General features: G+C 67.9%; 12 protein-coding genes. 4 read left to right on the top strand and 8 right to left on the bottom strand.

The window, feature by feature from the left end; genetic code table 11:
• Nucleotides 1-292 precede the first annotated feature (292 nt).
• Complete coding sequence (gene hrpA / locus AC27IO_RS03170; protein WP_498737251.1) at nt 293-4,489, top strand: ATP-dependent RNA helicase HrpA; 4,197 nt, start codon at nt 293-295, stop codon at nt 4,487-4,489.
• A gap of 207 nt (nt 4,490-4,696) precedes the next feature.
• Here hrpA and AC27IO_RS03175 read toward each other — a convergent pair whose 3' ends face one another.
• Both AC27IO_RS03175 and lexA read right to left on the bottom strand, forming a co-directional pair.
• Nucleotides 4,697-4,819 (bottom strand): hypothetical protein, encoded by a 123-nt coding sequence (locus AC27IO_RS03175; RefSeq protein ID WP_498737253.1) that lies wholly within the window; start codon nt 4,817-4,819, stop codon nt 4,697-4,699.
• A 610-nt stretch (nt 4,820-5,429) separates the two neighbouring features.
• Nucleotides 5,430-6,104 (bottom strand): transcriptional repressor LexA, encoded by a 675-nt coding sequence (lexA, locus tag AC27IO_RS03180; RefSeq protein ID WP_284401200.1) that lies wholly within the window; start codon nt 6,102-6,104, stop codon nt 5,430-5,432.
• Nucleotides 6,105-6,188: 84 nt separating this feature from the next.
• Between lexA and AC27IO_RS03185 the strand changes: the two genes are divergently transcribed.
• On the top strand, nt 6,189-7,157 hold the full coding sequence (locus AC27IO_RS03185; RefSeq protein ID WP_284428474.1) for an asparaginase: 969 nt from the start codon (nt 6,189-6,191) through the stop codon (nt 7,155-7,157).
• 70 nt (nt 7,158-7,227) lie between these two features.
• On the opposite strand, the gene adk is transcribed toward AC27IO_RS03185, so the two are convergent.
• The 6 genes from adk to AC27IO_RS03215 form a co-directional block, all read right to left on the bottom strand.
• The gene (gene adk / locus AC27IO_RS03190; RefSeq protein ID WP_284412921.1) at nt 7,228-7,884 is read right to left on the bottom strand and encodes an adenylate kinase; all 657 of its coding nucleotides are present in this window, start codon (nt 7,882-7,884) and stop codon (nt 7,228-7,230) included.
• A gap of 140 nt (nt 7,885-8,024) precedes the next feature.
• Nucleotides 8,025-8,822 carry a 3-deoxy-manno-octulosonate cytidylyltransferase gene (gene kdsB, locus AC27IO_RS03195; protein WP_284412923.1) on the bottom strand — a complete coding sequence of 266 codons (798 nt, stop codon included), beginning with the start codon at nt 8,820-8,822 and terminating at the stop codon, nt 8,025-8,027.
• Complete coding sequence (locus AC27IO_RS03200; protein WP_272547767.1) at nt 8,819-9,001, bottom strand: Trm112 family protein; 183 nt, start codon at nt 8,999-9,001, stop codon at nt 8,819-8,821. Before AC27IO_RS03200 ends, kdsB begins: the two co-directional genes overlap by 4 nt.
• A gap of 19 nt (nt 9,002-9,020) precedes the next feature.
• Entirely contained in the window at nt 9,021-10,082 is a 1,062-nt protein-coding gene (gene lpxK, locus AC27IO_RS03205) for a tetraacyldisaccharide 4'-kinase (RefSeq protein WP_487112806.1), read from the bottom strand.
• 5 nt (nt 10,083-10,087) lie between these two features.
• Complete coding sequence (locus tag AC27IO_RS03210; protein ID WP_487112808.1) at nt 10,088-10,513, bottom strand: ExbD/TolR family protein; 426 nt, start codon at nt 10,511-10,513, stop codon at nt 10,088-10,090.
• Nucleotides 10,514-10,548: 35 nt separating this feature from the next.
• A complete protein-coding gene (locus AC27IO_RS03215; RefSeq protein WP_272569077.1) occupies nt 10,549-11,178 on the bottom strand; it encodes a MotA/TolQ/ExbB proton channel family protein in 630 nt (209 codons plus the stop codon).
• On the opposite strand from AC27IO_RS03215, the gene AC27IO_RS03220 reads away from it, so the two are divergent.
• Nucleotides 11,165-11,503 (top strand): hypothetical protein, encoded by a 339-nt coding sequence (locus AC27IO_RS03220; protein ID WP_498737258.1) that lies wholly within the window; start codon nt 11,165-11,167, stop codon nt 11,501-11,503. The two genes, AC27IO_RS03215 and AC27IO_RS03220, sit on opposite strands and share 14 nt — an antisense overlap.
• Nucleotides 11,504-11,553: 50 nt before the next feature.
• Nucleotides 11,554-12,873, top strand: a complete 1,320-nt coding sequence (gene xseA, locus AC27IO_RS03225; protein WP_498737259.1) for an exodeoxyribonuclease VII large subunit — start codon at nt 11,554-11,556, stop codon at nt 12,871-12,873.
• Nucleotides 12,874-12,886: the final 13 nt, after the last annotated feature.

Below are 12,886 nucleotides of genomic sequence, written 5' to 3' on the forward strand. Positions count from 1 at the left end.
GCGGCGCACCCCCCATTCGAATGGGGCGGGGGAGCGCAGCCACCTTGGCTGAACGGTGTGTGAGCGACACGGTTCAGCCGGGGCGAGGAACCGTGTTCAGTGAGGGGGGGTGAACAAATAAGGCATGGAAAGACAGCTCCTGAAAGGTGCGCCGCAAGGGTGCTCGTTGCGGCGCTGGTGAAGCGAAGGCGCGATTATCAAAGCGGCTTTGCGGGCGTGGCAAGGCGTGCCGCGGCCCCTGGCGGCCCTTGTTGTGCAGGGCCAACGGCGGGCTCGGATAATGCAGCCCTTCATGACCGAATCCGCGCCTTCCTCTTCTTCCCCTTCTTCCTCCGCCGCCGGGGCGCCCAGCGCGCCGTTGCGCATCACCTTCCCGCCGTCGCTGCCCGTCTCGGCGCGGCGCGACGAAATCATGGCGGCGATGCGGGAGCACCAGGTCATCATCGTGTGCGGGGAGACCGGCTCGGGCAAGACCACACAACTGCCCAAGATCGCGCTGGCACTGGGGCGCGGCAAATGCAACGCCGCGCCGGGACAGAAAGGCCAGCTCATCGGCCACACGCAGCCGCGCCGCATCGCCGCCAGCAGCGTGGCCAAGCGCATCGCCGAAGAGCTGCAGACCCCACTGGGCGACGTGGTGGGCTACAAGGTGCGGTTCCAGGACCGGCTGTCGCGCGACGCCTCGGTCAAGCTCATGACGGACGGCATCCTGCTGGCGGAGACCCAGACCGACCCGCTGCTCAAGGCCTACGACACGCTCATCATCGACGAGGCGCACGAGCGCAGCCTGAACATCGACTTCCTGCTGGGCTACCTGCGGCAGATCCTGCCGCGCCGGCCCGACCTGAAGGTGGTCGTCACCTCGGCCACCATCGATGCCGACCGCTTTGCCAAGCACTTTGCGCTGCCGCGGCGCCTGACCGGCCGCTCCAGGTCCGGCGAGGGGCCGCAGGGCGATGCGGCGCAGGCAGCCGGGCCGCAGGGCGCGGAGTTGATTCCCGCGCCGATCATCTATGTGTCGGGCCGGACCTTTCCGGTCGAGCAACGCTGGCGTCCATTCGAAGAGTCGCGCGACTACGGCCTGAACGAAGCCATCGCCGACGGCGTGGACGAGCTGTGGGCCGGCAACGCGGGCGGCGACATCCTCGTCTTCCTGCCCGGCGAGCGCGAGATCCGCGAGGCCGCCGACCACCTGCGCAAGCACCTGGCGCACCAGCCGGTGATGCGCAATGCCGAGGTGCTGCCCCTGTTCGCGCGGCTGTCGCAGGCCGAGCAGGACCGCATCTTCGACGGGCACACGGGCCGGCGCATCGTGCTGGCCACCAACGTGGCCGAGACCTCGCTCACCGTGCCCGGCGTCCGCTACGTGATTGACGCCGGCACCGCGCGCGTGAAGCGCTACAGCTTCCGCAGCAAGGTGGAACAGCTGATGGTCGAGCCCGTCAGCCAGGCCGCCGCCAACCAGCGCGCGGGCCGCTGCGGCCGCGTGGCCAACGGCATCTGCATCCGGCTCTACGACGAGGCCGACTTCAACGGCCGGCCCCGGTTCACCGACCCAGAAATTTTGCGGTCCTCGCTGGCCGGCGTCATCCTGCGCATGAAGTCGCTGCACCTGGGCGACGTGGCGCAGTTCCCTTTCATCGAGGCGCCTTCGGGCCGTGCGATCGCTGACGGCTACCAGTTGCTGGGCGAGCTGGGTGCGGTGGACGACTCCAACGAACTCACGCCGATGGGCCAGGAGCTGTCGCGCCTGCCGCTCGACCCGCGCGTGGGCCGCATGATCCTGGAGGCGCGCGAGCGCCAGGCGCTGGACGAGGTGCTCATCATCGCCAGCGCCCTGAGCGTGCAGGACGTGCGCGACCGCCCCATGGATGCGCAGCAGCAGGCTGATCAGGCCCACGCCAAGTTCGACGACGAAAAGAGCGAGTTCAGCGGCTACCTCAAGCTGTGGAAGTGGATCAACGAAGCGCGCGGTGGCGCGCCCACCCTGCCGTCGGCGCGCATGCAGAAGCAGGCCGCGCGCAAGGGCGCGCCATCGCAGGCCGTGCTGCCCGTGGCACAGCGCATGGCCGCGGCGGCCGTGGCTCCGCCGGCGGCCACCGAGGCCGCAGCGGCTGCGCCCACCCACAAGCTCAGCAACCGCCAGTACGAATCGCTGTTGCGCCAGAACTTCATCAGCGTGCGCCGACTGCGCGAGTGGCGCGACATCCACACGCAATTGCTGACCGTGGTGACCGAACACCGCTGGCGCATCAACGACCGCCCTGCCAGCTACGAGCAGATCCACCTGTCCATGCTGGCCGGGTTGTTGGGCAACATCGGCGTCAAGAGCGACGAGGACGACTGGTACCTGGGCGCACGCGGCATCAAGTTCTACAAGCACCCGGGCGCGCACCTGTCCAAGAAGCCCGGGCGCTGGATCGTCGCGGCCGAGCTGGTGGAGACCACGCGCCTCTTCGGCCGGGGCATCGCGGCCATCGAGCCGCAGTGGATCGAGCAATTGGGCGGGCACCTGCTCAAGAAGCAGCTGCTCGACCCGCATTGGGAAAAGAAGGCGGCCGAGGTCAACGCGCTGGAGCGCGCCACGCTGTATGGCATCGTCATCTACAACAACCGGCGGGTGAACTTCGGCAAGGTGGACCCTTATGCGGCGCGCGACATCTTCATCCGCGAGGCGCTGATCGGCGGGCAGTGGGAAACCCGTCTGCCTTTTCTGGCCGCCAACCACAAGCTCATCGCCAAGGTCGAAGAGCTCGAACACAAGTCGCGCCGACAGGACGTGCTGGTGGACGACGAGCTGATCTATGCCTTCTACGACCAGCAGTTGCCGGCCGACGTGTGCAGCGGGTACAGCTTCGAGGCGTGGTACCGCGAGGCGAGCGCGTCGAACCCCGACCTGCTCAAGCTGACGCGCGAAGAACTCATGCGCCACGAGGCCGCGGGCATCACCGGCAATGCCTTCCCGCGCACGGTGCGGCTGGGCGGCGTGGATTGCGCCGCGAGCTACCTGCACGAGCCGGGCGATGCGCGCGACGGCATCACGGTCACCGTGCCGCTGTTCGTGCTCAACCAGGTGAGCGACGAGCGCTGCGAATGGCTGGTGCCCGGCATGCTGCAGCCCAAGATCCAGGCCCTGCTCAAGAGCCTGCCGCAGCGCCCCCGCAGCCGGTTCGTGCCGCTGCCCGACAGCGCAACCCGGCTGGCCGGGCTGCTCGGCACGCCCGAACGCTTCGGCCACGGCAGCCTGGTCGAGGTGCTGCTCAAGCAGGTGCGCGATGAGACCTCGCTCGACGTCAAGCGGGCCGATTTCAAGCTCGACATGCTGAGCCCGCACCTGTTCATGAACTTCCGCGTGGTGGATGAACACGGGCGCCAGCTCGGTCATGGGCGCAACCTGGGTGCCCTCAAGGCCGAATGGGGTGCGAAGGCGCGCGGCGCCTTCCAGGCCCTGGCGGGGCTCAAGCTGGGCGGCGATGCCAAGGGTTTTGAAGAAAAACAGGCTCCAGCGCAAGAAGTACTAGGGCATTCTGCTATCAAAAGTGAAGCGCCTCCCGCTGCAGCGGGGCGCCGCGGCCCTGCGGCGGTGACGGCGCCGGCCGCTTCCTCGCCAGCCGCCGCTTCGGCCCGGCAGGCGCCCGCCGGCCAGCGCCACACCGCATGGACCTTTGGCGAGCTGCCCGAGCTGATGGAAATCCGCAAGGGCGGCCAGACGCTGATCGGCTTTCCCGCGCTCATCGACGGTGGCGATGCCGTCACCATCGAGGTGTTCGACGAGCCCGAACTGGCCGCCGCCCGGCACCGTGCGGGCCTGCGCCGCCTGTTCGCGCTGCAGATCAAGGACGCGCTCAAGTACCTGGAAAAGAACATTCCCGACCTGCAGAAGATGGCCGTGGCCTACATGCCGCTGGGCACGCAGGAAGAACTGCGCAGCCAGATCATCGACGTGGCGCTGGACCGGGCCTTCCTGCTCGACCCGTTGCCCACCGATGAGGCCGCGTTCAAGCGCCGGGTGGACGAGGGACGCGGCCGGCTGACCCTGATCGCCAACGAGGTCGCGCGGCTCGCCGGCACGATCTTGCTGGAGTACGCCGCCGCGGCGCGCAAGATCAAGGACACCAAGAACGCACCCGAAGCCGTGCAGGACGCGCAGCAGCAGTTGCAGCGCCTCATGCCCAAGGCGTTCCTGGCCGCGGCACCGTGGGCGCAACTGGCGCACTTTGCCCGCTACCTCAAGGCGATCACGCTGCGGCTGGACAAATACCGCGCCGATCCGGCGCGCGACGCCACCAAGCTGGCCGAACTGCGCCCGCAGGAGCAGCGCTACTGGCGCCTGGTGGCCGAACGCAAGGGCGCGGTGGATGCGCGCATGCAGGAGCTGCGCTGGCTGCTGGAAGAGTTGCGGGTGAGCTTTTTCGCCCAGGAGCTGCGAACCCCGCAGCCGGTGAGCGTGAAGCGGTTGGACAAGCTCTGGGCGCAACTCAACAGTTGAGGCCGGCAGCCAGGCTGCGCGGCGCTTCGCATCGACATCGGTACGGTGGGCGGCGGGGCACGGGGACCCATGGTGGATGACTCGCCCAACCCTGCTCGGCCCCATTCATCGCGTAGCGGCTTCCCCCGAACCCCCACCAGGCACCCACCAGGCACCTCCGGGTGCTTCAGGGTTGCCGGGCTTTCATTGCGGCTGGGATGTGCGGCCTCAATGGGGCGTCTGCAAGGCCGCCTCGGCCCGCACGAGGCGGTCCAGTTCCGCGCACACATCGGCCATGCGGCCGGAGATCAGCAAGCGCGCCGCCGCACCGGGGCCGCGGCGATCCAGCACGCGCAGCGGGCGCGCAGCAGGCCTGGGGCGGCTGCAACCCGCAAATGCCCCACTGTCATTGGCGCTGGTGCTGGGCCATGACCGTGCAGACGGGGTTACCGCCAGTGTGGGGGACCATGCTGAAACGGGCTGCTCGGGCGGTGCCTGCCGCGGCCGAACCACCACGAAGCGCCGTGGCAGGGGGGCGAGCGCTGGAGGACACGGCAGGCCCTCTGCCGCCGCACTTTCCAAGGCGGTGCATGGCAGTGGTTCGATGGCAGCCGGCCGCGTGGCGGACGGGCTGATGGCGTCGGCATGGAGGCCCGGGGCCACGGCATGCACCGTGCCTCTGCCGCTGGCGCCGCCGCCTGGCTGGCCTGCGACGGCCCTGCGGTCCTGGCGCGGAGGGCGGCAGGCGGGCGCGCGCAGCCACCGCGCCAAAGCATTCAGCGGTTGCGAAAAAGAAGAAAAAGCGAGCAGGGCAAATCCCATGTGAAAACTCCAGCGAAGTGCGAGGGGGTTGAACACAGGCAGGATTGCCGAGGAAAAACACACTGCCGCAGGGTTGGCTGACCAGGGCTTCTTGCCCCTGGCCGCCAGACGCCCGCCACCTGCGGCGGTGTGCAGCGGGCTACATCAGCATGGTGTTGCGGATCAGGCCCACTGCGAGCCCTTCGATTTCGAAAGGCTCGCCCGGATGCACGGTGATGACGGGGTAGTCGGGGTTTTCGGGCAGCAGCTCGATGGCGGTGGCCGTCCGGCGCAGGCGCTTGACGGTGACGTCGTCGCCCAGCCGGGCCACGATGATCTGGCCGTTGCGCGCCTCGCGGGTGGATTGCACGGCGAGCAGGTCGCCGTCCATGATGCCCGCATCGCGCATGGACATGCCGCGCACCTTGAGCAGGTAATCCGGCTTGTGCTGGAACAGGCTGCCCTCCACGCTGTAGGTTTGGTCGACGTGTTCCTGCGCGAGAATGGGCGACCCTGCAGCCACCCGCCCCACCAGGGGAAGCGACAGCTGCGACAGGCCCGGAATGGGCAGGTTGAACTGGGTGCCGCGGGCGGCATTGATGGAGCGCACCGTGTCGCTGCGCAGCCGGATGCCGCGCGACGTGCCGCTGACCAGTTCGATGACGCCCTTGCGGGCCAGGGCTTGCAGGTGCTCTTCGGCCGCATTGGCGGACTTGAAGCCGAACTCGGCGGCGATTTCCGCCCGGGTGGGGGGCGCGCCGGTGCGGGAGATGGCGGTCTGGATCAGATCGAGGATCTGTTGCTGGCGGGCGGTGAGCTTGGGACTGTCGAACATGAGTGACTCCGGTGCTGAACGGATAGGCAGGGAGAGGCCTGTTTTTTAATCCAGTCACTGTATTTTTAACCAGTTTTTTGGAGCGTGCAAGTGGGCACAGGAAAAATCGTGGTGCTGGGCACCGGCGGAACCATCGCGGGCAAGGCCGCCAAGGCCGGAGACAACATCGGCTATACCGCCGGGCAGGTGAGCGTAGGGCAGTTGCTGGAGGCGATTCCTGGATTGGCGCAGGCGGCCCGTGGCCGGATCGAAGCCGAGCAGATCGCGCAGATCGACAGCAAGGACATGGATTTCGCCGTATGGCGGCAACTGGCCCACCGATGCACGCAGTTGCTGGCCGATCCCGATGTGCGCGGGGTGGTGGTCACGCACGGCACCGACACGCTGGAGGAGACGGCGTGGTTCCTGGACTCGGTCCTGGACACTGCCGAACGCCCCGTGGTGCTGGCCTGCGCCATGCGGCCGGCAACGGCGATCGCGCCGGACGGTCCGCAGAATCTGCTCGATGCGGTGGCGGTAGCGGCCACGCCCGGGGCGCGCGGGGTGCTGGCGGTAGTGGCAGGCACGATCCACACCGCGCGCGACGTGCAGAAAGTGCACCCCTATCGCGTGGATGCCTTCAGTTCAGGAGACGCCGGGCCGCTGGGCTGGGTGGAGGAGGGCGCGGTTCGCCTGACCCATGGCTGGCCGGCCCCTTCGGTTCCGCGATTGGATGCGCTTCACCACATCGCCAACACTTACCTGTGGCCGCGGGTGGAGGTGCTCATGAACCATGTCGGCGCCGACGGCCGCATCGTCGATCTGCTGGTGCTCGACGGCGTGGATGGCCTCGTGGTGGCGGCGACGGGCAACGGCACGCTGCACCATGCCCTGGCCAAGGCGCTGGAGCGCGCGCACGAGAGCGGTGTGGAAGTGCGCGTGGCCACCCGCTGCCCGCTGGGCCGGGTGCTGCCCAAGCCGGGGGACGCCTTGCCCCACTCGGAGGGGTTGAGCCCGGTGAAGGCCCGCATCAGCCTGCTGCTCGATCTGCTCGCCCGGCCTCGTCGCCCCTGAAATGGCAACGCCCCGCAGAGGGCGGGGCGTTCCAGGCACGGCCGAGGTGCCGTGCGGGTTCAGTCGGCAATCAGCCGGCCAGTGCGGCCAGCGCACGCTGGGTGATCTCTTCCACGCTGCCCGTGCCGCTGATGGCGCGGTATTTGGGAGCGCCGGCCGGATCGGCCTTGGCCCAGCTGGAGTAGTACTCCACCAGAGGACGGGTCTGGGCGCTGTACACATCCAGGCGTTTCTTGACGGTGGCCTCCTTGTCGTCTTCGCGCTGGATGAGGTCTTCGCCGGTCACGTCGTCCTTGCCTTCCACCTTGGGCGGGTTGAACTTGACGTGGTACGTGCGACCGCTGGCCGGGTGAGAGCGGCGGCCGCTCATGCGTTCGATGATGGCATCGAAGGGCACGTCGATCTCGAGCACATAGTCGAGTTTGACGCCCGCGGCCTTCATGGCGTCGGCCTGCGGGATGGTGCGGGGAAATCCGTCGAACAGGAAGCCGGACGTGCAGTCGGGCTGTGCGATGCGCTCTTTCACGAGATTGATGATGAGGTCGTCGCTGACCAGCGCCCCCGCATCCATGACGGCCTTGGCCTGCTGCCCCAGCGGCGTGCCTGCCTTGACGGCGGCGCGCAGCATGTCACCGGTGGAGATTTGCGGAATACCGTATTTCTGGCAAATGAATGCGGCCTGCGTGCCCTTTCCGGCGCCGGGTGCGCCCAAAAGAATCAGTCTCATGGATGTCCTCTAAGTGTTGAATTCGGCTGGCGCCACTGGCCACGGGCTTGCCTCCGGCCCGGGATGCGGCGCTCTGATCGCGGGCAAGGATAGCACGCGGGTCCACGCGCTTTCCTGACACGGCGGGGACTCTGAAAACGCTAGGAAAACAGCGCTCGCACGCGTTCCAGATCCTGGGGGGTATCCACGCCGGGGCCAGGTGCCGAAGCGGTCACATGCACGGCGATGCGGTGGCCGTGCCACAGCGCCCGCAACTGCTCCAGTGCCTCGACCGCTTCAGTGGGCGCGGGCGGCAGGGCCGGAAACTGCCGAAGGAATGCGGCGCGGTAGCTGTAGAGGCCGATGTGGCGCAGCGGCGCATACCCTGGCGGCACGCCGGTGGCCGCGCCATCGGGCCCCTGCGTCCACCAGGCAGCGCCGGCATGGTCGCGTGCATGCGGAATGGGCGCCCGGCTGAAGTAGTGCGCGAGACCGCGCGCATCGAGCACGACCTTCACGACATGGGGGTTGGTGTAGTCGGCCAGCGTGCCGATGGCATGGGCGGCGGTCCCCATGCTGGCGTCCGTGCGGGCCGGCAGCAGGGCGGCCACGGCATCGATCAGCGCGGGGTCGATCAGCGGCTCGTCGCCCTGCACGTTCACCACGATGTCGTCGCCTGCCAGACCCAGCTGTTCGCAGGCCTCGGCCAGGCGGTCGCTGCCGCTCGGATGGTCGGGCCGCGTGAGCAGGGCCTGCACGCCATGCGCCTGGCAGGCCGCGAGGATGCGGGCATCGTCCGCCGCCACGATGACGCGCGTGGCCTGGCTTTGCGCCGCGCGTTGCGCCACGCGCACCACCATGGGCAGCCCGGCGATGTCGGCCAGCGGCTTGTCGGGCAGCCGCGTGGAGGCCAGCCGCGCCGGTATCAGGATGGTGAAGGGCGTGGCGGGCGCGGTCACGCCTCCAGCTCCTCGTCCGTCAGGGTGCGTGCTTCGTTTTCGAGCAGCACCGGAATGCCGTCGCGCACCGGGTAGGCCAGGCGGGCGCTGCGCGACACCAGTTCCTGCCGCTCCCGGTTGAAAGTGAGCGAGCCCTTGGTGACGGGGCAGACCAGCAGTTCGAGCAGTTTGGGATCCATGGCGGTAGTGGCTTCGGGGTCAGTCGGAGGGCGATGATAGCGAGCGGCGTGCGGCAGCCCGCAACCGCTCGTCCAGCAGGGAGAAAAAAGCGCTGTCGATTTCCAGGTGCAGCGGCACGGCCAGCGCCTGGGGGTGGAGTCGCCACAGCTTGGTGGCGTCCTTTTCGGTGCAAACCAGCGTCATGCCTGTGTTTTGATTGTCTTTCCAGCTATCAAAATCATAGTGATCAGGCAAGGCGGTGGTCCGCTGCAGCGTGAGTCCTCTTGCCCGCAGCATGGCAAAGAATTCCTGTGGCCTGGCGATGGCGGCCACGGCGTGCAAGGGCTGGCCGCGCCACTGCGCCAGGGGCACGGTGCTGCCGTCCGCACGCATGGCGTCGGGCCCGAGCGAGCGTCTCAGGGAGAACGCCGGCGATGCGCCGGCCGGAGCCCGTCCGGCATGGAGCACGCAGTCGACCTGGCGTGGCCAGGGTTCGCGCAGCGGTCCGGCCGGCAGGAGGAATCCGTTGCCCACGCCGTCGTCGTTGAATACGCAGATTTCAATGTCGCGGGCCAGCGCCAGATGCTGCAGGCCGTCGTCGCAAACGATCACATCGGTGCGGGGATGCTGTGCCAGCAGTGCGCGCGCCGCCTGCGCCCGGTGCCGCGCCACGAACACGGGAACGCCCGTGCGCTTCGCGATCAGCAAAGGCTCGTCGCCCACTTCGGTCGCGCGGCTGTCCGTGCACACTTCGCGGCAGTCGTCGGTGGACCGCCCGTAGCCGCGCGACACCACGCCAGGCTGCCATCCGCGCGCCACCAGATGTCGCACGATGGCCTGCGTGACCGGGGTCTTGCCCGCCCCTCCGGCGATCACGTTGCCCACGACGATCACCGGCACCGCCACGCGCTCGGCGCGCAGGAGGCCCAGCCGATAAAGCGCTCGCCGAATGGCTACCGCGATCCGATACAGACAGGACAACGGCCACAGCGCCCAAGCCAGCGGCCCACGCCGTTTCCAGGCCGCTTGCAGGGTGGGTGCCTGGGTATGGGGGGCGGTGGAAGAGGGTGCAGAGGGCGGCTGCGGCCCGGCGGCAGCCATCGCGGCTACTTGCCGGCGCTGGCCGTGGACTGGGTGGCGAAGGTGATCTGCGACAGGCCCACGCGGCGCGCGGCTTCCATGACGGTGACCACGGCCTGGTGCGGCGAATTGGCGTCGGCACTGATGATGACGACGCTGTCCTTGCCGGCGCTGGCCGACGCGGCCAATGCCTGGGCCACCACGTCCACGCTCTTGCCCTCGACCGCCAGCTTGTTGATGGCATAGCGGCCATCCGCGGCGACGGCCACGATCACTTCCTTGGGATGGTCGCGCTGCTGCTCGGCATCGGCCACGGGCAGGGTCAGTTGCAGTTCGGTGAACTTGCTGTAGGTGGTGGACAGCATCAGGAAGATGAGCACCACGAGCAGCACGTCGATGAACGGAATCAGGTTGATTTCCGGCGCTTCGGTGGGGCGGGAGCGAAAGTTCATGTCCGTTCAGCCGATGGGGTGGTGTGGGCCATGATTCACTTGCGAAGCCGGCTGATGTGCCGCACGAACTGCTCGGAGGCCAATTCGAGGGTCAGCAGATAGGCGTCCACGCGGCTGCGGAAGTACCGCCAGAAGATCAGCGCCGGAATGGCCACGATCAGGCCGAACGCCGTGTTGTACAGCGCAATGGAAATGCCCTGTGCCAACTGGGCCGGGTTGCCGCCGCCGGACTGACCGGCCCCCGCTTGGGAGCCAAATATCTCGATCATGCCGATCACCGTGCCCAGCAGGCCCAGCAACGGGGCGGCGGACGCGATGGTGGCCAACGCACTGAGGTATTTTTCGAGGCGGTGCGCCACGGCCCGGCCGGAACTCTCCATCGCAGCGCGCACGTCGGCCTCGGTGCTTTGCGGATTGCTGTTGAGCGTGCGCAGGCCGCTGGCCAGCACCTCACCCAACGCGGAGTTCTGCGCCAGCTGGTTCACCACATCGGGTGTGGGAACGGAGCGGGAAGACACGGTGATCGCTTCATCCAGCAGCTTGGGAGGTGCGACCCGCGCGGTTTTGAGGGCGATGAAGCGCTCCACGACGAGTGCCAGCGCCAGGACGGAGCAGGCTATCAAGGGCCAGATCGGCCAGCCTGCGGCTTGTATGATCGACAGCAATTCTCTCTCCGCGCAGATGGAAGCAATCCGCGATTATGGCCCAGTTGATGCGGTGGTCCGTGCCGAAAAACAGCCGGCCGGCCCGGCCCGTTCTGCGCCTTCCCATCCCCTGTCGTCACCCACATTTTCTGTGGATAACTTTGTGGGCAACCGGGCTGCGATGGCCCGCCAAGCGGCTCCAGCCCGTGAATTTGACAGATTGATGAAAAATAACGCACCAAAAAAAACGTTTGAAATCAAGGGGTTGCACGTATCTGCTAGCGATGCGCGGGGATGGGCGCCTGTGTACAGGGCCAATCAGCCATCCTCGCGCGCTGTGGACTAGTGCCTCCTGGCAATGGCCTGCAACCCCTTGCTCCATCGGTGTCTGAGGCCATGAACCTCGCAACGGCGCCACGTATCTGGCAGGTTGGGGCGCTATGCCGCGCCATTGCTGACACCCTGGAGGCCCGGTTCAATCCCGTGGCCGTGCAGGGCGAGATCACGGGCTTTTCACGCGCGTCCAGTGGGCATTGCTATTTCACGATCAAGGACGGCCAGGGCCAGATCCGCTGCGCCATGTTCCGCCGTGCCGCCCTGTTGCTCGACTTCGCTCCGCGGGACGGGGAACTGGTCGAGTTGCGCGGCCGCCTGGGGGTGTACGAGGCGCGCGGCGATCTGCAGCTCATCGTCGAAAGCATGCAGCGGGCCGGCCAGGGTGCCTTGTTCGAGCAGTTCCTGCGGCTGAAGTCGCAACTGGAGGCCGAAGGGCTTTTCGACAGCGCGCGAAAGCGGCCCTTGCCGTTGATGCCACGTGGCATCGGCCTGGTCACTTCCCCGGGCGCGGCGGCCCTGCACGACGTGGTGACCGCCCTGCGCCGGCGCGTGCCGCACATTCCGGTCACGCTGGTGCCCGCGCTGGTGCAGGGCGCCAATGCGCCGGCGTCGATGCGGGCCGCGCTGTCCAAGCTCTACGCACTGGTGGACGCGGGCAACGGGGCGCAGGGCACGGCGGCCCGCCAGCCCCCGTGCACCATCGATGTCATCCTTCTGGTGCGGGGCGGCGGGTCCATGGAGGACCTGTGGGCATTCAATGACGAGCAGTTGGCTCGCACCATCGTCCAGAGTCCGGTGCCGTTGGTTTGCGGTGTCGGGCACGAAACCGACTTCACGATTGCCGATTTTTGCGCCGATCTGCGCGCACCGACGCCGACCGCCGCCGCTGAACTCATCTCCCAGCCACGGGCCGTCTGGCTGGGCGCCATCGATCTGTTGGCCGATCGCTTGTCGGACGGTGTTCAGGCGCAGTTCGATGTGCGCCATCAACGCCTGGACCTGGTGGCCCAGCGCCTGGGACGGCCTTCCGGCCTGGTGGCGCGCCAGCAGACGCGTCTGGCACGGCTGGCGGAGCGCATGCGCCACAGTGTGCTACTGAAAATGCAGCGCCTGACTCAGCAGCAGCAAGCGCTGGAGGCACAGTTGCCGCAAATGCTCCAGCGGCGAATAGGCCGCCAGTCCGAACGGCTGGAGCGTGCGGCGCTGCGCCTGCAGTTGCTGGATCCGCATCTCGTCCTGCAGCGGGGCTATGCACTGCTCACCGATGCGCAAGGCCAGCCGGTGACGAAGGTGGCCCAGGTGCGGCCAGGCGACGCCGTCCGGGCGGCGGTGACCGATGGTGAGATCGATCTGCAGGTGTCACCGCGCCGGTTGCTGTGAATGGAGCGGTTGG

It is taken from the genome of Acidovorax sp. KNOB132 (assembly GCF_057541515.1).